Raw genomic sequence first — 23248 nt, forward strand, 5'->3', positions numbered from 1 at the left:
TATGGAAAAGAAAGATCCCTACGCTGCATTGCGATATCGAGAATTTAATATGTTTCTGGTGGTGCGCTTTGCATTAATTTTTGGATGGTCTATGCAATTTGTCATTATTGAATGGCAAGTCTATAAGTTAACAAGCGATCCTTTATATATTGGATTAATTGGTTTGATGGAAATCATTCCTGCGTTAACAATGGCACTGTTTGCAGGTCATATTGTCGATCAAAAAGAAAAACGGAACCTCTTAGCAATTTGTATTGCTGCATTTTCATTAATTAGTTTTGGCTTGTTTTGGTTGACGTCAGAAAGCATCTCACAAAGTTGGTCTGTTAAAACCATTTTATACTGCATCTATGCACTCGTATTTTTTGGAGGCTTACTGCGTTCTTTTTTTAGTCCGACCATATTTTCATTAGTTGCCCTTATTGTTCCCAAAAAAATATATCCTAACGCAGCCACATGGAACAGTTCAACCTGGCAAATGGCTCGTGTTTTAGGTGTTGCTTTTGCAGGATTTTCAATTAGCTGGCTAGGTGGAGGCGTCGATGATCAGAGAGGTGTACATTGGTCCTTGTGTATTGTTTTTGGATTAGTTTTGTTTTCGTTACTTATGCTTTTTCAAATAAAACGAAAGCCTATTTTGAACCCTAAAATTGGCGAACCTGTCATGGAAAGTTTAAAAGAAGGTATCAATTTTGTGATTAAAACCAAAGCCATTTTAGGCGCATTAACTTTAGATATGGTGTCGGTATTATTTGGTGGTGCGATTGCTTTAGCAGCTGTTTTTGCTGAAGATATCCTAAAAGTAGGATCTCAAGGTTTTGGTCTTATCGTTGCTGCGCCTTCGGTTGGTGCATTTTTAACCATGTTGGTTACGGCTTATATTCCGATTAGTAAAAAGGCTGGTTTAAAACTTTTGGTTGCCATTTTTGGCTTCGGTCTGTGTATTATCATTTTTGGACTTTCTTCTGTGTTTTGGATTTCTGTAACGGCACTATTCTTTAGTGGTGTGTTTGATGGCGTGTCTATGGTGATTCGTCAAACCATTCTTCAGCTAAAAACACCAGATCATATGAGAGGTCGTGTGTCGTCTGTAAATTCTATGTTTGTTGGATCGTCTAACGAATTGGGTGCTTTTGAGAGCGGTGTTACAGCTAAATATATGGGAACTGTTAGTGCTGTTGTTTTTGGAGGAACTATGACTTTGTATACCGTTTTAATGACAGGAGTGGTTATTCCATCCTTTCCAAAATTAGACTTAACAAAGGATATCGAAGAACATGAAAAGGAAGATGAGGTTTAGTAGGTTTTTAATTCAAAACGCTCACCGTCAAACACACCATAGGTATAATATTGAATCCAGTCGCCCAGATTGATATAACGCGACCTGTCATTGAGGTCAATTTCCATCGGTAAATGCCTGTGACCAAACACAAAAAAATCGCGATGCTTGGTTTCTAGCTTTCGTTTACAATACTGTACCAGCCACTCGTTGTCTTCACCTAAAAATTTAGCATCTTCGTCACCAGAAATCATTTTGTTTTTTACCGACATATAATGTCCAATACGCATCCCAAAATCAGGATGTATCAAGCGTCTAAATAACCATTTACAAACAGGGTTTGTAAACACTTTTTTCATGCGTTTATAGCCTTTATCTCCAGGCCCTAAGCCATCGCCATGTCCAATAAAAAAAGTTTTGTTGTTAAATGTAAATTCTTTTGGCTTATGATATACCGGAATGTTGAGTTCTTCTTCAAAATAGCCATTCATCCATAAATCATGATTGCCAACAAAGTAGTAAATAGGAATTCCTGAATCTGAAATTTCGGCTAACTTTCCGAGGGTTCTTGTAAAGCCTTTCGGAACCACACGTCTGTATTCCATCCAGAAATCAAACAAATCGCCTAACAAAAAAATAGCAGCAGCATCTGTCTTAATTGCATCAAGCCAGGCAACAAATTTCTTTTCACGAGGTAATGACGCTTCTTTTGTTGGTGCACCTAAATGATTGTCTGAAGAAAAATAAATTTTCTTTCCCTTCGGAATGGTTATGTTGGTAGGACTAGTCATTATCTGAAGCAAACCACTGTGCATAAGAGGTTGCTGTTTCCTGTAACTTTAATGAATGTAATTTGATATTATGGGGTAAGCGTTGTTTTATTTTTTCAGCAAAATCAATCACCATCATTTCACTCGTTGGCTGATAATTTACCAAAAGCACATTATGGCCTCGATCTTCCAGTTCTTTGGCTAATTCAACATGAGGTGTATTTTTATTAAATACAGTAGCATGGTCAAAAACATCGACGATTTCTTCTTTCACGATTTTTTTTAGATCGCTAAAGTCAATCACCATCCCAAATTTCACATTAGAATGATCGCTTATAGGTTGTCCAATAACAGTAACATCCAATCTGTAGCTATGACCATGAACGTTTTTACATTTTCCGTCATAACCGTAAAGCGCATGACCAGTTTCAAAAGAAAACTGCTTTGTGATACGAATATTGCTCATTAGCGTCTTTTATTGCGGTTGTAGAAATAAACAATAACTAAAACGATTCCTAAAATAAGAAATAAACCGTTTCCACTTACAAATGACATGATGTCCATAGTACTAATTTTTAAAGTCGAATTTAGACCAAAGTTACGTCTTTTGTGAAAGGGACAAAAATAGTTGTCTGAATTTTATAATTAGTGGCACACCTCTGGCGATTATCCATATAGTTAAAGCAATAAAGACAGCATATAATTTCAGCTCAAAATAGTCTAGTAGAAATAAGATAGGTATAAACACCAAGCCTGTAGAGAGCAGCAGTAAGTTTCTTAAAAATTTCATTTTACCCATGCCTTTAAACATGCCGTCAAAAATAAAGGCGAGCGCACATAGAGGTTGCATGAGTAATACAATCCAGAATACCTTATAAAACTGTTCTAAAACAGCCTGTTCTTTAGTGAAAACACCTCCAATGCTATTATAAAAAAGGAAGCCAGTAATGGCCAGAAGGACTCCAACGCCAATACCACATTTAGTTAAAAACCGGCTTAATTCTATAAGTTTTGAATAGTTTTTTGCACCTAAAAGTTTTCCAGAGAGGATATTACCAGCACTGGCATAACCGTCGATAATAAAAGCGCCTAAAAACCATAAATTGATTGCAATGGTGTAGGCTGCAATATATTCTGTTCCGTAGGATGTTGCGAATCTGGTCGCAAAATAAAGTGTTGCATTAAGTGCTAAGGTTCTAACAAAAAGATTAAGAATCATGATAATGAAATTCTTAATTTCTGTATTAAACGGAAATGTAATACATAATGAAATATCTGTTTTTTTTAGCAAATAATAAGCAGAACATAATGCCATAACGATTTGAGCAATGACACTTGCCCAAGCGGCTCCTTTGATGTGCATCGGACTTACAATACCTTCAATTCCATAAACAAAAGCAAAATCCAGAACAATATTAACGACTGTACCAATGATGGCTATAATCATAGGATAAAAGGTATTTTGGAGCCCTCTGAATGTTCCGAAAATCGCAATCGTAAATAAGGTAAACGGAAATCCGAAAACACGAATACCATAATAATCAACACTATAATCCAAAATTAAACCTGAAGCATTGTAGAGTTTAAAAATTCCAGAAGCAAAAGGTAAGGTTGCTATAATGATTAAAATGCTAATTGATGTAATGATAAAAATGGCCTGAGCAGGAAGGTTTTTTACCTTATCTAATTGATTGGCACCTAAATGTTGAGACACGATTGAGGATATGGCGCTTCTGGTTTGCCCTAACACCCAAATGAGCATCGAAATAAAGGTTCCAACAATACCAACAGCAGCCAAAGATTCGGCAGCATTATAATCGACATTTCCAATAATAGCGGTATCGGTAAGCGACAAGATTGGTTCGGCGACTCCCGAAATTAATGCAGGAATGGCCAGTTTATTGATATTTTTTAACGTGATGTCTGTTTTCAAATGATTAATTCGTAGCAATAAAAAGGATGTTCACTTTGCTTCGGAAAATAAATATTTCCCAGGCGTTGATATCCTCGAAGTTCATAAAATATTTGGTTGCGTTTGTTTTGAGAAAATGTATCTAAACGAATAGAAGTCGCTTTTTGTTTTTTAGCAAGTCCTTCAGCAAAATCCATAAGCTTTTGAGCATAGCCTTGTCTTTGAAATTCAGGATGAATAGCTAAGCGATGGATGTACATATTATGCTCATTAGGCGTTAGCCATCTCACAGGACTATATTCTTCGTCCATTAAAGTTGACACAACCACACAACCTCTAATGGTGTCTTCTATATTTAGAACATAAAGTTCGTTTCTCTGAATATCATTTTCAAAAGCAGTCGGATTTGGATAGTGTTCGTTCCATTGAAAAATACCATTGCTTATCATATGTTTCGCACACGCTTTGGTCATATTTATAATATTCTCTACATCATTAAAAGTTGCTTTACGAATCATTTACAATTATAATAAAGTCATAATTAGTTACCTTTGCCCAATATTTATACAAAGTTACTTTTAAATATTTTATTATGAAGTCTATTCTTGTTCCTGTTGGTTCCTCTAAAAATGCCGAAAGTCATTTACAATATGCTGTTGATTTTGCTAGAGCTTTTGGTGCTAAATTATATGTTGTGCAGATATATAATGTTTATACTAAAGCTGGTACCATGATTAAGGTAGATCATATTTTAGAGCGTGAAAGTCTTGCCTTTTTAAAAGGACATGTTTCTAAAATAGACACCAAAGGCGTTGATGTTATTATTAAAACATTTAAAGGAAAACTTGTAGATACTATAGAATTGGCTTGTAAAGCTTTAAACGTAGACCTAATTATATTAGAGCCTAGAACCAACTCGATTAAAGATGAAGTGTATTTAGGTAAAACATCTGGAAAGATTGTAAAGCAAACTAATATACCTGCATTGATTGTTCCGGAAGGGTATGTTTATAAACCTATTGTTAAAATATTATTAGCGGTTAAATCGGCAGTTATAAAAAAAGAAAATGCTTTAGATCCGCTGAAAGCTATTAAAAATCAATTTAAAGCGGTTTTAAATTTACTATTAGTAAAGACACCATATCACAATGAAGGTGATTTTGATATTAACGACGACTTGTCCCGTTTAATCACGAATACTACTATTGCTGAAAATGCCACAACCTATCAAGGTGTTCTAGAACACTATAAAAATAATAACCCAGATTTATTATGTGTAGTGAGGCGAAAACGTGGGTTTTTCGTAAAAAAATGGGAAAAGAACACCATCTTAAAAAAAGATTTTAGTAGCGCTTTACCCGTTTTAGTTTTAGGCGGGTTAAAATAATATAAATTGGGGCATTAGCTCATTTGGCTAGAGCGCTACGCTGGCAGCGTAGAGGCGATCGGTTCGAATCCGATATGCTCCACAGTAAACAGATCACCTGAACATTTGTTCTAGTCTTTTTCATTTTGAAACGTTACTAGTATCATTTTATACAAGATGTTCTCCTTTCAGAAGCAAACAATTTCAAAACAACAATTATTATGTTGTGCTTTACAACAATTAAAATCAGCATGTCCAAGCTTGGTTTTGTATTCTTAAATCAAATACTTTTAAAGGTATTAGGGAGTAATTATTGTGTTTTTTTGCAGCAAGAAAATGAATTACATCCCATAAATAGGTGATTTGTCGATTTTTAGCCTATTAAAAAAGCTTAACTGTTTTTTTTCTCGTATGTTGTTCACAGTTAAATGCCCCAAACATGAAACTAACACTACTATTTACCTATTTATTAGGTCTTAGCGTTTATGCTCAAGACTTACCATTCAATCCGCAAAACAGTAAAGGTCAACTTTACGAGTACGCCGAATTTATTAACATCCAGGATCGTGAACTTAGTATCGATGAATTAATCGAAGATAGATCATTAGAATTTGCTACACTTCAGTCAGAAAATCAAAGTGTCGGATTTACATCTGATAATTTCTGGGTTCGATTTCAACTCGAAAATACGTCTGATGAACAAGAAACGTATTATTTAGAGACGGCAAGACCAATTACAGATATTGCAAATTTGTATCATGTTTCAGAATCTGAAATTGAAGTATTTAAAAGTGGCGATCAAATTAATTTTTCTGAACGCCAAGTAGCACACAGACTTACCGTTTTTAAAATTACGCTGCAACCCAATGCGGTACAAGAGTATTATTTGCATTTTAAAAGTGATGGAGAAACTATTAATATGCCTTTAAACCTTTATGACGAATCGTCTTTTTGGATGATGAATTATAAACAACAATTGTTTTTAGGACTGTTTTATGGACTACTCTTTTTGGCTAGTATTATTTACTTATTCTTTTATTCAAGCCTCAGAGAAAAAACCTTTTTATACTATGGTATTTATGTGTTTTCTATTGGATTAATGCAGGCAGCACTAGATGGTTTTATTTTTCAATACATATTACCAGAAGGCGGGTTTTTAAATAGTAGAGCTGTTCTGATTACAGCATTATCATCTAATTTTTTCCTATTAAAATACTGTGAGTATTTCTTAAAAATAGATATGCAACTGGCATCATTTAAAAGAGCCTATAATGTTATTTATGTCGTTTTAGCCGTTCTATTTGTAATGGTATTTATAAGTCCGAAAACATTAGAATTAGTTTACCCAATAAGTAATGTGAATGGTTTATTTAGCTTAATTCTAATTTTAGCAACAGTATTAAAAATGCGTTTTAAACGTATGTCTATTGATCCTTACTTTTCTGTTGGAATATTTTTCTTAGTACTTGGTTTATTAGGGTTTGTGATGAATAATTTAAGTTTAATTCCTAATAATTTCTACACTTTAAACAGTGCTAAATTTGGTTCTGGTTTTGAGGTCATTTTCTTATCCTTATCCATGACAAATTTACTGAGAAGATTACGGGAAGAAAAAGAGCATTCACAAGAAGAAGCTCTTCGGAAATCTGAAGAAATAAGTGAGTTAAAAACTTACTTTATGTCTAATATTAGTCATGAATTACGTACGCCTATAAATGCAATTATGGGCATTGCCGAATTAGAACTAAAAAGCCCCAAACATGCTTTAGAAGACAGAGAGCAATATCAAGTTATTAAAAATGCCTCATTAAGTTTATTGAGCAATGTTAATGATATTTTAGACTTTGAAAAGATAGAAAAGAATGAACTTAAGCTTAAACATGAAGTGTTTAACCCGTCGTTATTAGTGAATCAAATTAGTAATAACTGGAAATCTGAAGCAGAGAAAAAAGGCCTAAGTTATAAGTTTGATATCGATTATGAAATTCCTACTACAATTATTGGAGATGCTGAGCGCTTTATACAAATTATTAATAATGTGTTGAGTAATGCTGTAAAGTTTACTGAAAAAGGGCATATTAAGTTTAAATTAAAATGCTCTACCCAACCCAATCAGATCTCTCGTTTTTCAATTCAAATATCTGACACAGGAATTGGTATGGACGACAACAGTAAAAAGAACGTTTTTGATAGTTTCAATCAAATGCGTTTAAATCACAAGCGTCAATTTGGTGGTATAGGTCTGGGATTAACAATCGTTAAACATTTAGTTGAATTATTTGAGGGTTCCATTCAAATTGAAAGTAAATTAGAACAAGGAACCAATGTGTTTATTGAGTTACCATTACAGTATATAGAAGACGTTGAAGCACCTAATGCACAGATTAGTCAAAACGCTAAACTAAAGCAACATGTTTTAGTGGTTGAAGACAATAAGATGAATCAAATGGTGATAAAAAAGTTGTTGGCGACCAATTCTCAAATGAGCTTTTTTGTTGTAAATAATGGTCAGGAAGCATTAGAAGCATTAAAAAATGATGTTTTTGATATCGTATTAATGGATCTTCAAATGCCTGTAATGGATGGCTATGAAGCCACTAAAATTATTAGAAGCGGACAATTAGGTCTTACTATTAGTGAGATACCAATCATAGCTGTTACTGCTGATGCTACGGAAGAAACTCAGCAAAAAGTCATGGCTTTAGGTATGAATGATTATATGACCAAACCTATCAATAAAGACGTGTTATTTAAAAAGATGGAAGCCTGTCATGTACAACCGAAGCTTAAAATTGCTTAATTTTTAATAAAGCTGATACTTTCTTCAACCACGAGTTGTAAGGCTTCCGGCAGCTTATCTTGTGTCCATGGATGTCTAGCATCAAAGACGTGATTTGAACCTTCAATAGGAAAAAGGTTATGGTTAGAGTTACAGGCTTTTAAAATTTCAGCTTCGTCAAATGCTACCGTAGGATCCCCTTTTGCATGAATGATAAGCACTGGAGTTGTAATGCGTTTAACCGCTGCTTCTATATCCAAACGCTGTTCATTAGCTTTAAAATCTTCATAAAATTGATAGTTATGCGGCATGTGTTGTTTTGTCCTTCCGTTTAAAACGTACTTGACACCATCTTTTTTCCACTGTTCTAAACCTTCTGTTGTTGAGATTCGTTTTCCAAAGCTGCTGACACTTGCCCAAGTGATTAATCTAGTAATGCGTTGGTCTTCGGAAGTTTTTAATATCGCTATTCCGCCACCTCTGGAGTGTCCGATCAGTGTTATATCATTAATATTTATTTCATGATTAAATTCAAATGCTTCAGAAGCGATAAAGTTTAGCATGTCATCTAAGTCATCAAGTTCTTTTGAATAATTATTTTCAGCAAAAGCTTCTAAATCTGGAAAATCAATAGGATTGTCGACTGTTCCTCCATTATGAGAAAAGTTAAATTTTACAAAGAAAAAATCATGTTCACTAAAGCATTTAGCAACTAAGTCCCAGGCGCCCCAATCTTTGAAACCTTTATAACCATGACAAAATATAACAATGGGTTTTGGTGTTCCGTTAGATTTAAAAAATGCATCCCATACAATGGGCTTTTTATGGTCTCGATATAGAACTTGATTTTTTGTTTTCATCATACCTCTTTTTCAATAAAATCTATATCAGGATTATAAAGCTCTGAAATTAGTCTTTTGAGTTCTATTTCAAAAGCATCTAATGTTTCAGAAGTAATGGCATAATCTTTAGAATTACTTTGAGGAATCTTTTTAGCAAATTTTAATACTCCAGAACTTAAGCTTTTAAAAGAAATTATACCTGCTTCAACAGGTAAGGAAATGAAGTTACTTTTATACATCATATAAGCGTACATCAATACCTGAAAACTTTTACTGTATTTATCATAATCTGTAGTGATATCTTCCCAATTAGTGACATGAACTTTGCTTGGCTCAACCCGTCCTGTTTTGTAATCTATAATTCTTAAGGTGCCATCATATTCATCTACGCGGTCAACTTTGCCAGTTAGAGATACAGTTGTTGTGATATCATCTATATGTATAGCTACTTTGTTATTAGTTTCAATCGCTATAATTTTAATCGTATGACCTTGTTTGAGGTCATCAATTTCAAGGTTTAAAAAGTTCGAAATATAACGCTGAGCAATTTCAAAAATGATGAGGTTTTTGCCTCTTGTAATATCACCTTCTTTAAATTCGGCTTTGAAATGATGAGACACAGTTGCCGAAATTTTCGATTTCATACCTTTTATCAATTCTATACTGAGAAATTGTCCTTCTAATGGTTTATAGAAATCCTCAAGTGTATTATGAATAACAGTACCTAAAGTGTTGTAAGCGACATTTTCTTCAACCTCTTCATACTGCTTAATTCCTAAAATTTTATCGTAATAAAAATCGATTGGATTACGAATATAATTGGTTAATGACGATGGCGAAAATCCTTTTTCAGCCACTTTTTTTAGCGTGTTGATTATTTCAGGTGTTTTCTTAATTTGTCGCAATTTTTGTTCTATGGAAGGCACATGTGCTGAAATTATATAAGATTTTATATTGTGAATGTCTTCAACCTCTAATTGTGTTATAAATCTACTTTTTTCACCTCCATTTAGAACGTCAGGTTCGGTATTATATAGAATATAAGCTGTTTTAGCACGTTGTAAAAGATGATAAAAGTGATACGTATAAACAGCATCTTTTTCTTTATAAGTTGGCAATTTTTTTTCTAGTTTAACATCAAAAGGGATGAACGAATTATGACTTTTACCAGCAGGTAACACGCCTTCATTTACCGAGGTGATTATTACCGTTTCGAAATCTAAAACCCGAGATTCAAGCATCCCCATGATTTGTAAACCTTTAAGTGGTTCACCTTTAAAGTCTAAGGTTTCGCTTTTAAGGAGTTCACGGTAAATACTAAATAGTGTAGCAATTGTTGTTACATGAGAAAATGAGGCATTTAAAGTTTCTAATGTATTAAACACTTGCTGAAATCGGTATAAATACTCTAGTGGTAATAGATTATCAGATTTATTTTTATCCAGATTTGTTTTGAGTATAGCAATAAGCCTGATACAGTTTTGAATTGCTAATTTGGGTTGATTTTGCCATGAACCAAATAGTATTTCAATTAGTAATTTATAATTGGGAGATAATGATTTTAACTCTTCAAGTGTGAGGTAAACTTTATTTTGTTGTTGAATATGGTTTATAATATGTTCTGCCTCATTTGAGGTTTCAGTTTCAAAGACAGCATTGATATATTGGTTTGAAAGCACATCAATGACATTTTTGTAATACACTGTTGAAGATACTGACTTATGAATGTCAAATAAGGATTCAAATAAGGATGCTAAAGGAATTACTTTTAGCGGTAATCCCATGGTTATGTTGATAGCTCCTACATGTTTTGGTATTGAATTGAGTAGCGGTAATAAAAGCGTCTCATCGCCTAAAACAACAGCTGTATTTTGTAGCGTGTTTTTTTGTTTATAAATAGTACCAATGAGTTCTCCAATATATTTGACCTGACTTATATTTTTTGGTGCTCCAATGACATGGATGTCTTTATTTTCTGAATAATAATCAGTGATCCAGTTAAAATTTTGCTTTTCAAAGTATTTCCAATTAGATTTATGATACCTTGTAAAAAGTCCGGCATCATGAAACGAACTATCAATAAAGTGTTGGTCTATGTCCCAGTAAATGTGAGCCATATCCTGATGTAATAACTCTTGAATAATTAGTTCTTCAGCTTTATTTAAGGCGTTAAAACCAACAAATACAAATGTTGTATCCGCGTTGAGCGCTATGTATTGTTCTATAGCGTTGACGGCTTCTCTGTAAACCAGTCCTTGATATGCTTTTTTCTTAGTAGTTAATTGCTTTTGAAACTCGGTATAATAGACTTTTAAACGATTCCAGAATTGTAAATAATTTTTGATGTATTGGGTTGGTTCATCATCTAAAGACCAGTGATGATGTTCTATTTCTTTAATTGCAGTGAGATAATCAAACACCTCATTGGGAGGTATGAGATATCGATCTATTTCATTAAAGTCTTGTAATAGCAATTGTGCCCATTTAGAAAACTGATCAAATGATTCAATATGTTGTTTGGGTGTATGTTTGAGATAAACATCATAAAATTCAAAAAGTAATTCGGCATTTGTAGCATATTGAAAATCAGAAAGTGTTTCAACGAATTCTTCAATAGAGATTATTTCAGGAGAAAATAATGTTTTTTTAACGTGTTTAGGAATGGCATATTTAAGAAAAGTTCCTGCTCGTTTGCTGGGTAATACAAAGGTAAGTTGAGAAAGGTCGTGGTTCTTTTTTATTAAATCTAAAATGACGTCATCTATGAAAGTTCTCATAGTATAAAAATAAAAAACGCTCCGATAATTCGGAGCGTTTTTTTAGTTATTTATGTTTGAGAGTGAAACTTAATTATTTAAGTTTTACTTCTACACGTCTGTTGTTTTTTCTACCGTTTCTAGTTTTGTTAGAAGCGATTGGATAATCTTCACCGTAACCGTTAGCAGTTAATCTATCAGCGTTGATTCCGTTAGCAATTAAGTAATCTCTAACAGCGTTAGCTCTTCTTTCAGATAATAACTGGTTAGTAGATTTAGAACCTACACTATCAGTGTGACCATCGATAGAGAAATCAGCTTGTGGATATTCTTTGAAGATAGCAGTCATTGCAGCTAATACTTCCATAGACTCTTCTTTGAAAGATGCTTTACCAGTATCAAATAAGATAGTTCTAGCGTACTCATTTAATTGCTTCATTACTTCTTCAGTTGGAGCAACTTCTGGGCAACCATTGTTAGCAACAGTACCAGCTTCTTCTGGACATTGATCATCTTTGTCTAAGATTCCGTCACCATCAGTATCAGGCCAAGGACATCCTTTGTTAGCAGCAGGACCTTTTTCGTTAGGACAGTTATCATCTTTATCAGCAACACCATCGCTATCAGCATCTGGACAACCGTTTAAAGCTTTTAAACCAGCAACTGTAGGACAATCATCATCTTTATCAGCAACACCATCACTATCAGAATCTGGGCAACCGTTAAATTCAGCTAAACCAGCATCGTTAGGACAGTCATCTTTTGAATCTTCGATACCATCGTTATCAGAATCTGGACATCCGTTGAATGCTTCTAAACCAGGAACATCTGGACAAGCATCGTTTTTATCATAGATACCATCACCATCTGTGTCTTTTCCACCAAATTTGATAGAAACACCAATAGAGTGTTGCCAGTGCTTAGGTAAGTAATCTTCAAATGAGTGCTTGTATGAAGACTGAGCTGTTAAACCAACATTTTCAGAGAACCAGTAGTTAACTCCTACTGTTCCGTTTAATGTTCCAGCACCAATTTCATCAACCCAAGTGTAACCACCACCAACACCTAAGTAAGGGTCGATTGTTTTAGAGTTGATTAAATTCATCAATCCATAAGAAATAGTACCATCTAATCCATAGTAAGATAAATCATCAGCTGAAGAATCTCCAACTTTGTCAATTCTGTTAATTGTACCTGCAGCAGAAATAGTAAAACCATCGCTTAAGTATCTAGATACAGAAACTTTTGACAATGATGGTAAAAAATTCCAATGGTCAGTTACGTTATAGAATTCATCGAAGTACTCACCTAATGGAGCGTCTTCACCAACAGGATAGAGATCAACTGCATTAGCTCCAATCTCAATTTTCCATGGGTTGTTTTCGTCTTGTGCATTAACATTGAAGCTTACTACTAGCAACAAAGCGAAAAATAATCTGCTAAGATTTTTCATATTCTAAATAATTTTAATTTTAAGTGTTAATTAAAGGCAAAAGTAAGTTGTTAAATTTTATTAACAAAGACAAATATATAAAAATATTGATTACTTGTACTAAAAATAGGGAGTTTGGACTGATTTTAAATAACCTCCAGTGTTTTCCCTACCTTAATAAACGCAGCAATAGCTTTATCTAAATGGCTTTTCGTGTGAGCAGCAGATAGTTGTACTCGTATTCTGGCCTTTTCTCTCGGCACCACAGGAAAAAAGAAACCAATGACATAAATACCTTCATTAAGTAGCATTTTAGCCATAGTTTGCGATAGTTTTGCATCATATAACATTACAGGGACTATTGCAGAGTCTCCATCAATAATATCAAAACCTGCCTCTTTCATTCCTTTTTTGAAATAGGCTGTATTACTTTCTAAAGTATCTCTGAGTGCTGTGTCATTTGCTAGCATATCAAAAACCTTAATTGAAGCACCGACGATTGCTGGAGCTAAAGAATTAGAAAATAAATATGGCCTAGAACGTTGGCGTAAAATTTCAATAACTTCCTTTTTTGCCGTGGTGTAGCCACCCATAGCGCCACCCATAGCTTTACCTAAGGTTCCTGTAATAATATCTATGCGCCCTAATACACCTTTTTCTTCAAGTGTGCCTCGACCAGTTTCTCCTATAAAACCAGTAGCATGACACTCATCAATCATCACTAAGGCATCATATGTATCTGCTAAGTCACAAATTTTATCTAAAGGCGCTACTAATCCGTCCATTGAAAACACACCGTCGGTTACTATAATTTTGAATCGCGCACCGTTTTCATTGGCAGCAATAAGTTGCTGCTCTAAATCATTCATGTCATTATTTGCATAGCGGTAACGTGCTGCTTTACACAAACGAACGCCATCAATAATTGAAGCATGATTTAAAGAGTCTGAAATAATAGCATCTTCTTTTCCTAAGAGCGGTTCAAAAACACCACCATTAGCGTCAAAAGCTGCAGCATATAAAATAGTGTCTTCAGTGCCATAGAAATCAGCAATTTTTTGTTCTAATGTTTTGTGTATGTCCTGTGTTCCACAGATAAAACGTACAGACGACATCCCAAATCCATGGGTGTCCATCGTGTCTTTTGCTGCCTGAATCACATCTGGATGAGACGATAAGCCCAAATAATTATTAGCGCAAAAGTTTAAAACGGTTTCACCTGTATTTAAAGTGATTTCAGCACCTTGAGGAGACGTTATTATTCGCTCTTCTTTAAAGAGACCATCATTTTTGATAGTGTTAATTTCGTTTTGTAAGTGTTCTTTTATTTTTCCGTACATAGTTGGTTTCGTTTATACAAATTTAAAATTCTTTTATCACAATGTCATCATTGATATAAATAAGAACTTTTTTAACCACATCAAATCCCATCTCTTCTAAAACGTATTGATAATCGAAGAGTTGTTCTTTGTGTTTAGAATCTTTAAGTCCTGTTTTATAATCTATAATAGTAGCTTCGTTGTTGGTGTTTATAACAACACGATCTGGTCTTAATATTTTACCTTCTTTGGTAATGATATCCTTTTCGTTATAAACTTTAAGATTGGTAGCAAAATAGGGCCTAAGATTTTTATGAGTGATCAGATCGTTAATTATTGGTTGTAATGCTTCAAATTGAGTTGCATTGATATGCCCAGCACTTAAAAAGTGTTCTAAAGCAAAATCTATATCGTTTTCAGTTTTTATAAATGACATTATATGATGAACCAAATTACCTTGAGCTATCGCTTTCTCTTGAGCGGTATCCCATAAATACCCAGAACTTGTTAAAATATTGAGGTTGTGATCTTCTTTTTGTGTAGAAATAAAATCAACTTGCTCGATAGTTTGAATGGTATCTTTTTTGTCTTCGGAAGGCGCAGCGGCAGTCCCAAAACTATATACCATGTTTTGCTCATCCCATTTCCCTAGAAACTTTAAATGATTGATAAATAAATCGGAATAATGAGTTGAAGTATCTTTTTGATTTTTAGTATTGTCATATTCTGAAATGATATACAACTGTTCTACAGCTCTAGTCAATACTACATAGAGTAAATTAAGACTGTCTAACTCTAATTGCGAACGATAGTCACCATAAATTTGAGTTCCTAAATCATTAAGTTCTTCTAAATCCTTATTCATATTAAGATAGAGGTTTGAAAACCCATTAAACACTGCTTTATCGACAGGAAACCAGACTTTAGGAGTTATATCAGAGTAAATGTCTTGATTAGCATAAGGAAATATAACGACTGGGAATTCTAAGCCTTTAGATTTATGTATGGTCATGATTTGAATAGCATCTTTCCCTAAAGGAGATACGATACTCAGTTTGTCTTTTTTACGATCCCAGAATTCTAAAAACCCAGAAAAGCTGGCATTGTACTTTTGAGAGTAATCAAACACTTCATCCAAATAAAATTGAATGTAAGCATTAGAATGTTCATTTAAATGAAATGCTCTAATCACACTTTCAACTGCTTCGTAAATTGGTAAGTGCAAAAACAAATCAAAATTAAAATCGAAACCAAACGTACGTAAAGCTTCAAATAAAGCTTTTGGTTTCAAATGAATCATACGTTCTAAAAAATTGTGGGTATCGTCTAATTGTAATTTCTCTTCCGCTAAAAAACTTAGAAGTTGCACTTTAATTTCATCATTTAAAGGCTGTAAGCTTAAGGTTATAAGTTGATTGATAAACTGCACCTCTGGAGCGTTTTTGAGCAGTAAGGTTTCCGAAGAAATAATAGCTATACCTTGATCGCTAAGGTATTCTGCAATAGCAATACCTTCTTTTGTTTTTCTTACAATAATACATATGTCTTTTTTCTTAAAACCATTGGCTTCAGCTTTGACAATGGTATCAAAAACAGCTCTGCTATACAATTCGTTTTTATCTTCATCTTTAGTGTTTAAAAACGACAATTCTACATAGCCTTCCTCTTCAAAAAAAACATTTTGTTTGGCGTTTTTATAAATATATTGATGCTTCGGATTGGACAATGCAAAATCGGCAATATGATCAAAAAACTGATTATTAAATTCTACTATGGTTTTATGACTCCTATAATTTGTAGGAAGGTTTTCAATTTTCTGACGTATAGTAAATGGCTTTGCAGTTTCAGAATATAAATCGATAAACTGTTCGGCACGTCCACCTCGCCATCTGTAAATGGCTTGTTTTGCATCACCAACAAGCATTAAGGATCCTGTTTCTCCTTTTAGGTTTTCACCAGAAAGAGCATTATCTATTAACGGTATTAAGTTACACCACTGTAAGCCAGACGTATCTTGAAATTCGTCAATGAAATAGTGCTTAAACTTTTCACCAATACGTTCGTAGATAAAAGGCGCAGGTTGTTCTTTAATTTCCTCACTGATTAAGTTATTAAACTCAGAAATCAGTAAAATGTCGTCCTCGTCTTTAAGGTCTTGAAGCGTCTGTTTTATAGCGCTCAAAACAGATAAAGGTGTGATGTTCTTTAAAGCATTACTCAAAAACTTTGAGGTGTAAACTAATTGTTTTATAGCGAGATAGTTGGTTTCAATTTGAGGCAATAAATCTTCAATAGCTGCAGCTTTTTCGGCGTCTAACTTTTTGCTGTAAATTTTGGTTCTTTCGGCTAAATTCTCTTGTAATTTGTTGCTGTAGAGTCCGCTAAAATTTAAGTCACTTGCTTTTTTAAAATGATTAGGAAGTGTTCTATAATTAAAATCTGAAAATTCTAAATTATGTCTCCCGATGAGGTCTAGAGTACTTTTTGCCAAGTCTATAATTTGCTGCTCAACCTCTTTTTGCTGTTTTTGAAGATTTGTTTTTAAGGCTTTAAAATCTGATAACGTTTTGCCTTTTAGCTGGTCTAGAAACGGAATTTCATTTTCGTTAACTAGTAATTTTGCAATACTATTAAAATCATAAGTAATATCCCAGCTTCGGTCGTCATCTGTTTTTTCAATTGCAAAATCTACCAATACTTTTGTAAGCTCTTCGTCATTTCCTGCTTGATCTATAAGCCTGTCTACAGCTTTTCCTAGTATGGTCGTCGTATCTAATTCTACTTCAAAATTTACTGGAAGTTTAAGATCATAGGCAAATGTTCGAATGAGTTTATGATTAAACTTGTCAATAGTAGAAATGTCAAAAGCAGCATAATTATGAATAATAGTTTGTAATAAAATCTTTGAACGTTCATGAAGGAGTTGAGGTTTTATATCAAGCTCTTCAGTTAATACCTTAAACATACTATTTGGTGTATCTAGTATGTGTTCTTCAGAAAACATCTTAAGCATTAGGATAACACGCTCTTTCATTTCGCCAACGGCTTTATTAGTAAACGTGAGAGCCAAACTATTTCTAAAAGCCAGTTTGCTTTTTGATTCAAATAAAATTTTAAGATATTCTTTTACTAATGTGAAGGTTTTCCCACTTCCAGCAGAGGCATTGTAAATTGTAAAAGGTGATTGTTTTTGCACGCTTAAAATTATAAAAACTATCTATGAGTTCATAGGTATTTAATATTTTTAATTGCGCAGTTTTATCCTTAAATTTGGTATCATTAATTATTAACATTAAAAAACTAAATATTATGGCTTTCGAATTACCGAAATTAAAATACGCATACGACGCATTAGAACCACATATCGATGCGCGCACAATGGAAATACATCACACAAAACATCATAATGGTTACACAACAAAACTAAATGCTGCTATTGAAGGTACCGATTTAGAAGGGAAATCTATAGAAGATATTTTAGGAAACCTTGATATGAATAATAAAGGTGTGCGAAATAATGGAGGTGGTTTTTATAATCATTCATTGTTTTGGGAGGTGATGAATCCTGAAGATAAAGGTTACCTTTCTGGAGATTTAAAAGATGCTATTGAAGCAGAATTTGGATCAAAAGATGCTTTTGTAGAAGCATTTAGTAAAGCTGCTGCAACTCAATTTGGATCGGGATGGGCATGGTTATGTGTTCACAAAGGTGGAAAAGTAGAGGTTTGTTCTACGCCAAATCAAGATAATCCATTAATGCCTGGTGTAACTTGTGGAGGAACACCAATATTAGGATTAGATGTTTGGGAGCATGCTTATTATTTAAACTATCAAAACAGAAGACCAGATTATATAGACGCTTTCTTTAAGGTTGTTAACTGGAATGAAGTAGAACGTCGTTACGCTGAAGCGAAATAAAAAATACGTCTAAGATTTAAATTTAGAAAGCAAACTCATTTGGGTTTGCTTTTTTTTGCTTCGGAAATTTTAGAATTTTATAGGGTGAGCCAAAAATGAAAAAAGCCGGACGAGAGTCCGACTTTTTTGCCCCAAATCTACCATAAACTTAACCTACTTATGTTATGGTGAAACAAATATAACAGCACTTTTATTTAATAGTTTAATTTTTTAGACCAACGACGAATAAATTGGCTTAAACGGAAAAAACACAGATTCATGGGCTTAAAGAAGAGCAAATAAACTTTAACTACAAGTAAGGATGTAAAAGAATTGATTAACAACTCCTTATAATAAACTTAAAAGATAAACTGACTATTAGAAAAGAAGAGACCTTATTATAATAAAAAAGAGTGAACAGAAGTTCACTCTTTTTTGCCCCAAATCTACCATGAACTTAACCTACTTATGTTATGGTGATACCAATGTATGCGTTTATTATCTAAGGTTTGTTAAATATTAGATGAAATGCATTTTTATCGGATTAAAAGCACTTTTTTTAGGATAAAGTGCCAAAAATCAACCGTTTATCTAGTAAGCTCTGGCTTTATTTCCTTCATAAAAATTAACGAATGCCCTGTTAACCACTCGGTTACCACCATCGGTAGGATAATTTCCAGTGAAATACCAATCTCCTAAATTTTTCGGACAGGCTTTATGTAGATTTTCTATAGGTTGAAAGATTGTTTTTACTTTAGCCTTAACAGTATCATCAGAAATTAATTCAGCAATCTTATCAGAAATTTCATCTGCTGTAAATTCACTGTATAAGTCTTTGACAAAGTTTTTAACCTCACTATCTTTTAATTCTAGTTGAGCTTTACATTTATGATAGACCTCTTCAACTAAATGGTATTTGTCACGCTCTTTTAAAAGTTCCAGCATGGCTCTAAAAGCGATAAGGCTTTCAAGGTTAGCCATATCGATTCCGTAGCAATCAGGATATCTAATTTGTGGTGCCGAGGAGACTACAACGATTTGTTTTGGGTTCAAACGATCCATCATTTTAATGATACTCTTTTTGAGCGTGGTTCCTCTTACAATACTATCATCGATAATGACTAAATTGTCTGTTGATTTGATGACACCATAGGTTACATCATAAACGTGAGCAACTAAGTCGTCACGACTACTGTCTTCGGTAATAAACGTACGAAGCTTAACATCTTTAATTGCAATCTTTTCAATGCGTGGTCGTTCTGAAAGAATTTCAGTGACACGTTCTGCGGAGAGTTTACCATTACCATCTAAAATCGCTTGTGTTTTCTTTTCGTTCAAATGCTCTTCAACGGTTTCTATCATTCCAAAGAAGGATGTTTCCGCAGTATTTGGAATATAAGAAAATACGGTATTCTTAGTGTCGTTATCGATCGCCTCTAATACTTTTGGCATTAATAATTTACCAAGGTTTTTACGTTCCTGATATATTTCGGCATCACTTCCGCGGGAAAAATAAATACGTTCGAAGGAACAGGCTTTTCGTTCTAAAGGCGTTATGATTTCTTCAATATAGACCTCCCCAGATTTTTTAGTAATGATGGCATGGCCAGGAGTAAGTTCTTTAACGTCATCAAAACTGACATTAAAAACGGTTTGTATGACTGGTCGCTCTGAGGCGACAACAACAATCTCCTCATCTTCATAATAATAAGCAGGTCTAATGCCAGCCGGATCTCTTAATACAAACGAATCGCCATGACCTAAAAGTCCTGCCATAGCATAACCACCATCCCAGTTTTTTGATGATTTTTTTAATATTTTAGCAACATTAAGGCGCTCGGCAATTAGTGGCGAACACTCATTTTTATTATAGCCTTCTTTTTTAAGCTTTTTATAAATCTTAGCAACAGCATCGTCCAAAAAATGACCAATTTTTTCCATTATAGTAATGGTATCAGCCTTTTCTTTTGGGTGCTGACCTAATTGTACCAAACCATCAAATAGCTGATTTACATTTGTCATATTAAAATTACCAGCTACGATAAGATTTCTATGCATCCAGTTATTTTGTCTTAAAAAGGGGTGAACGCTTTCAACACTGTTTTTTCCAAACGTTCCATAGCGTACATGTCCTAAAAGTAATTCGCCAACATAAGGGATGTGTCTTTTTTGTAAGGCTACATCGTTTTGATATTCGGGATGTTCGGTAAGTTCATCATTTATACGCTCATTAATTTGAGCAAAAATATCTTGTATAGGTTGCTGCGCAATAGAGCGTACACGACTTATATAACGCTCTCCAGGTTTGGTGTCTAATTTTATGCTTGCAAATCCAGCACCATCTTGTCCGCGATTGTGCTGTTTTTCCATCATGAGATACATTTTATTAACGCCGTAAAATGCACTGCCATATTTTTCTTTATAATACTCTAATGGTTTTTTAAGTCTTATGAGTGCAATTCCGCATTCATGTTTTAAAGCATCGCTCATTGTTGTGTTGTTGTTTTTGCGTGTACCAAAATTATAAAATTTCGGATTTAGTATTAATTAAAAAACGCGCTCGATGTTGAGCGCGTTGGTTTATGATAATTCAATATTAAACTGTGTAAGTCGTTTGAACTCTTTTAATCGGTATTCGACATCATCTTTAGATATGTTTTGCATACGCTCTGTGCCAAATTTCTCGACACAGAATGAGGCTAATGTGGAGCCATAAATGACAGCGTTTTTCATGTTTTCAAACGAATAGTCTTCTGTTTTTGCTAAATAACCCGCAAATCCACCAGCAAAAGTATCTCCTGCACCTGTTGGGTCAAATACTTCTTCTAACGGTAAGGCTGGAGCATAAAACATATGGTCATTATGAAATAATAAAGCACCATGCTCCCCTTTTTTAATCACGACATATTTTGGTCCCATATCATGAATTTTACGTGCAGCAACCACCAAAGAGTATTCTCCTGTAAGTTGTCTGGCTTCTTCATCGTTAATGGTAATCACATCAATATTTTTTATAACCGCATGTAAATCGTCAAGCGCAATATCCATCCAGAAATTCATCGTGTCTAAAATAGTAAGCTTAGGCTTCTTGGTCATTTGATCAAGTACACTTTGTTGTGTAAGCGGATGTAAGTTTCCGAGCATTACTACTTCAGCATCTTGATAAGCTTCTGGAACGACAGGATTAAAATGCTCTAAAACATTCAACTCGGTAGCTAGCGTATCTCTCGAGTTCATATCGTTATGATATTTCCCACTCCAGAAGAAGGTTTTGCCGTCTTTTACGATTTCAACACCTTCAATATTAATGTTTTTGTTTACTAATAAATCTAAATATTCCTGAGGAAAATCACCACCAACAACTGAAACTGCTGCTGCATCTACATCAAAATGAGAAGCCGCTAAACCAATAAAGGTTGCAGCACCACCAAGAATTTTGTCTGTTTTTCCAAAAGGGGTTTCGATAGCGTCAAAAGCGACCGTACCTACTATAACTAATTTGCTCATAAAGCGTTTAAAATTTGCTGCAAATATACATTTTTTAAGGACTAAAAAACGAATTTATTTTCGACCAAAATCTGCAGGAATTTCACCCCAAGCTTTGGTTTCCCATTTTACAATGGTTGTGTTGTATGTATTGTTTTTTAACCAATCTACGGCACGATCAACTAAATCGAATAAGGTTTTATTTTTTGCATTACGCTCTAGTTTGGTATTGCAGGTTTTTTTCCGCACCCAACTCATCGCAGTTTTTGAGTCGGTATAAATGATATAGTCACTGTTTTTCTTTTTCAAAAAAGCCAATCCATGTACAATAGCTAAAAATTCACCAATATTATTAGTGCCTTCTTCAAAAGGGCCTTGAATAAATAACTGTTTTTTTGATTTCGTTTCTACGCCACGATATTCCATTTTACCAGGATTACCTGAAGAGGCAGCATCAACTGAGATAGATTTATAATTAGGCTGACCAATTTTTTTGAGTTGAGCTTCGGAAAGTTCGCTGGTAAACTTTTTATGTTTCCCAATATAATCTTTATAGCTGCCTTTTAAGGCTTTTTTTGCAGCGTCAAAAGTGGCAAAGGATTTGTACTGTGCTCCTTGAAAATCCTTGATTTGTGCTTTACAATCCTCCCAAGATTCAAAAACACCAGTGTGGTGTCCTTTCCAAACCGTATAATATTTTTTCTTTTTTTTACTCATCTTTAGCACTCACGAAAGTGGGTGTCTCTTTATATTATTTTGGACTTCATAGCATCTCGACTCTGCTTGATATGACAGTCATTTATTTTAAAAGCTTTTCCACAACCTTCGGAAAATGCTCCATCTCCAATTCATGAATTTTATCAGCGACATCTTCAGCAGTATCCGTTGCATTTACTTTACATTTCGACTGAAAAATAATCGCTCCTTCATCATAATGTTCATTTACATAATGAATGGTAATTCCGGTTTCAGACTCGTTGTTAGCAACAATAGCCTTGTGAACATGCATGCCATACATGCCTTTTCCGCCATATTTTGGAAGTAACGCTGGGTGAATGTTAATCACTTTATTAGGAAACTCTGCCAAAATGCTTTCAGGAAATTTCCAGAGAAAACCGGCTAAGACAATTAAATCAGGCTGTGCAGCTTTCAGAATATTAAGGACATCACTAGTTTCGGTAAATGCTATTTTGTTGAATGACAGTGCGCTAACCTTTAGTTTTTTGGCGCGATCTAAAACTTTGGCATGAGGATTGTTAGTGAGTACCTGAATAACAGAAGCATTTTCTCTGTTGTGAAAAAACTTAATTAAATTTTCAGCATTGGTTCCACTTCCGGACGCAAAGATTACAATACGTTTCATTTACAGACAATCAGTTACTATTATTCAGAACAAAAAAAAGAATAATA

17 protein-coding genes and 1 tRNA gene are annotated in these 23248 nt (G+C 34.0%); 5 read left to right on the top strand and 13 right to left on the bottom strand.

Annotated elements, in window-relative coordinates; translation table 11 throughout:
- Position 1 precedes the first annotated feature (1 nt).
- Complete coding sequence (locus H7350_RS04155; RefSeq protein ID WP_204344603.1) at positions 2-1300, top strand: MFS transporter; 1299 nt, start codon at positions 2-4, stop codon at positions 1298-1300.
- Here H7350_RS04155 and H7350_RS04160 read toward each other — a convergent pair.
- The 4 genes from H7350_RS04160 to H7350_RS04175 all read right to left on the bottom strand — a co-directional run bounded on the left by H7350_RS04160 (position 1297) and on the right by H7350_RS04175 (position 4479).
- Positions 1297-2052, bottom strand: a complete 756-nt coding sequence (locus H7350_RS04160; RefSeq protein WP_204344951.1) for a metallophosphoesterase — start codon at positions 2050-2052, stop codon at positions 1297-1299. The two genes, H7350_RS04155 and H7350_RS04160, sit on opposite strands and share 4 nt — an antisense overlap.
- A gap of 10 nt (positions 2053-2062) precedes the next feature.
- Positions 2063-2515 carry a 6-pyruvoyl trahydropterin synthase family protein gene (locus H7350_RS04165; RefSeq protein ID WP_204344604.1) on the bottom strand — a complete coding sequence of 151 codons (453 nt, stop codon included), beginning with the start codon at positions 2513-2515 and terminating at the stop codon, positions 2063-2065.
- A gap of 132 nt (positions 2516-2647) precedes the next feature.
- Entirely contained in the window at positions 2648-3982 is a 1335-nt protein-coding gene (locus H7350_RS04170) for an MATE family efflux transporter (RefSeq protein WP_204344605.1), read from the bottom strand.
- Positions 3979-4479 (bottom strand): GNAT family N-acetyltransferase, encoded by a 501-nt coding sequence (locus H7350_RS04175; RefSeq protein WP_204344606.1) that lies wholly within the window; start codon positions 4477-4479, stop codon positions 3979-3981. The genes H7350_RS04170 and H7350_RS04175 overlap by 4 nt, the downstream gene beginning before the upstream one ends.
- Before the next feature lie 74 nt (positions 4480-4553).
- On the opposite strand from H7350_RS04175, the gene H7350_RS04180 reads away from it, so the two are divergent.
- From H7350_RS04180 to H7350_RS04190, 3 genes are all read left to right on the top strand, one after another.
- Positions 4554-5348 carry a universal stress protein gene (locus H7350_RS04180; protein ID WP_204344607.1) on the top strand — a complete coding sequence of 265 codons (795 nt, stop codon included), beginning with the start codon at positions 4554-4556 and terminating at the stop codon, positions 5346-5348.
- Positions 5349-5356: 8 nt separating this feature from the next.
- Positions 5357-5430 (top strand) — tRNA-Ala (locus H7350_RS04185).
- 336 nt (positions 5431-5766) lie between these two features.
- A complete protein-coding gene (locus tag H7350_RS04190) occupies positions 5767-8127 on the top strand; it encodes a hybrid sensor histidine kinase/response regulator (RefSeq protein WP_204344608.1) in 2361 nt (786 codons plus the stop codon).
- Here H7350_RS04190 and H7350_RS04195 read toward each other — a convergent pair.
- The 5 genes from H7350_RS04195 to H7350_RS17075 all read right to left on the bottom strand — a co-directional run bounded on the left by H7350_RS04195 (position 8124) and on the right by H7350_RS17075 (position 17651).
- The gene (locus H7350_RS04195; protein ID WP_235989254.1) at positions 8124-8966 is read right to left on the bottom strand and encodes an alpha/beta hydrolase family protein; all 843 of its coding nucleotides are present in this window, start codon (positions 8964-8966) and stop codon (positions 8124-8126) included. The genes H7350_RS04190 and H7350_RS04195 overlap by 4 nt on opposite strands.
- Complete coding sequence (locus H7350_RS04200; protein WP_204344610.1) at positions 8966-11725, bottom strand: PD-(D/E)XK nuclease family protein; 2760 nt, start codon at positions 11723-11725, stop codon at positions 8966-8968. The genes H7350_RS04195 and H7350_RS04200 overlap by 1 nt, the downstream gene beginning before the upstream one ends.
- Before the next feature lie 73 nt (positions 11726-11798).
- On the bottom strand, positions 11799-13157 hold the full coding sequence (locus H7350_RS04205) for an OmpA family protein (protein WP_204344611.1): 1359 nt from the start codon (positions 13155-13157) through the stop codon (positions 11799-11801).
- A gap of 125 nt (positions 13158-13282) precedes the next feature.
- Positions 13283-14476: a glycine C-acetyltransferase gene (gene kbl, locus H7350_RS04210; RefSeq protein WP_204344612.1), complete on the bottom strand. Its 1194-nt coding sequence runs from the start codon at positions 14474-14476 to the stop codon at positions 13283-13285.
- Between the two features lie 22 nt (positions 14477-14498).
- The gene (locus tag H7350_RS17075; RefSeq protein WP_204344613.1) at positions 14499-17651 is read right to left on the bottom strand and encodes a UvrD-helicase domain-containing protein; all 3153 of its coding nucleotides are present in this window, start codon (positions 17649-17651) and stop codon (positions 14499-14501) included.
- A 113-nt stretch (positions 17652-17764) separates the two neighbouring features.
- On the opposite strand from H7350_RS17075, the gene H7350_RS04220 reads away from it, so the two are divergent.
- A complete protein-coding gene (locus tag H7350_RS04220) occupies positions 17765-18373 on the top strand; it encodes a superoxide dismutase (RefSeq protein ID WP_235989255.1) in 609 nt (202 codons plus the stop codon).
- Positions 18374-18943: 570 nt separating this feature from the next.
- Here H7350_RS04220 and H7350_RS04225 read toward each other — a convergent pair.
- From H7350_RS04225 to purN, 4 genes are all read right to left on the bottom strand, one after another.
- Positions 18944-20842: an amidophosphoribosyltransferase gene (locus tag H7350_RS04225; protein ID WP_204344614.1), complete on the bottom strand. Its 1899-nt coding sequence runs from the start codon at positions 20840-20842 to the stop codon at positions 18944-18946.
- Between the two features lie 90 nt (positions 20843-20932).
- On the bottom strand, positions 20933-21859 hold the full coding sequence (locus H7350_RS04230; protein ID WP_204344615.1) for a PfkB family carbohydrate kinase: 927 nt from the start codon (positions 21857-21859) through the stop codon (positions 20933-20935).
- A gap of 54 nt (positions 21860-21913) precedes the next feature.
- The gene (locus H7350_RS04235; RefSeq protein ID WP_204344616.1) at positions 21914-22555 is read right to left on the bottom strand and encodes a ribonuclease H1 domain-containing protein; all 642 of its coding nucleotides are present in this window, start codon (positions 22553-22555) and stop codon (positions 21914-21916) included.
- 82 nt (positions 22556-22637) lie between these two features.
- Positions 22638-23201 carry a phosphoribosylglycinamide formyltransferase gene (purN, locus tag H7350_RS04240; protein ID WP_204344617.1) on the bottom strand — a complete coding sequence of 188 codons (564 nt, stop codon included), beginning with the start codon at positions 23199-23201 and terminating at the stop codon, positions 22638-22640.
- Positions 23202-23248: the final 47 nt, after the last annotated feature.

Source organism: Psychroserpens algicola (genome assembly GCF_014526325.1).
Lineage (GTDB): Bacteria > Bacteroidota > Bacteroidia > Flavobacteriales > Flavobacteriaceae > Psychroserpens > Psychroserpens algicola.

Coding starts and splice junctions, on each gene's coding strand:
- H7350_RS04155 (WP_204344603.1), top strand. CDS start 2: ATGGAAAAGAAAGATCCCTACGCTGCATTGCGATATCGAGAATTTAAT.
- H7350_RS04165 (WP_204344604.1), bottom strand. CDS start 2,515: ATGAGCAATATTCGTATCACAAAGCAGTTTTCTTTTGAAACTGGTCAT.
- H7350_RS04175 (WP_204344606.1), bottom strand. CDS start 4,479: ATGATTCGTAAAGCAACTTTTAATGATGTAGAGAATATTATAAATATG.
- H7350_RS04180 (WP_204344607.1), top strand. CDS start 4,554: ATGAAGTCTATTCTTGTTCCTGTTGGTTCCTCTAAAAATGCCGAAAGT.
- H7350_RS04190 (WP_204344608.1), top strand. CDS start 5,767: ATGAAACTAACACTACTATTTACCTATTTATTAGGTCTTAGCGTTTAT.
- H7350_RS04195 (WP_235989254.1), bottom strand. CDS start 8,966: ATGAAAACAAAAAATCAAGTTCTATATCGAGACCATAAAAAGCCCATT.
- H7350_RS04200 (WP_204344610.1), bottom strand. CDS start 11,725: ATGAGAACTTTCATAGATGACGTCATTTTAGATTTAATAAAAAAGAAC.
- H7350_RS04205 (WP_204344611.1), bottom strand. CDS start 13,157: ATGAAAAATCTTAGCAGATTATTTTTCGCTTTGTTGCTAGTAGTAAGC.
- kbl (WP_204344612.1), bottom strand. CDS start 14,476: ATGTACGGAAAAATAAAAGAACACTTACAAAACGAAATTAACACTATC.
- H7350_RS04220 (WP_235989255.1), top strand. CDS start 17,765: ATGGCTTTCGAATTACCGAAATTAAAATACGCATACGACGCATTAGAA.
- H7350_RS04225 (WP_204344614.1), bottom strand. CDS start 20,842: ATGAGCGATGCTTTAAAACATGAATGCGGAATTGCACTCATAAGACTT.
- H7350_RS04230 (WP_204344615.1), bottom strand. CDS start 21,859: ATGAGCAAATTAGTTATAGTAGGTACGGTCGCTTTTGACGCTATCGAA.
- H7350_RS04235 (WP_204344616.1), bottom strand. CDS start 22,555: ATGAGTAAAAAAAAGAAAAAATATTATACGGTTTGGAAAGGACACCAC.
- purN (WP_204344617.1), bottom strand. CDS start 23,201: ATGAAACGTATTGTAATCTTTGCGTCCGGAAGTGGAACCAATGCTGAA.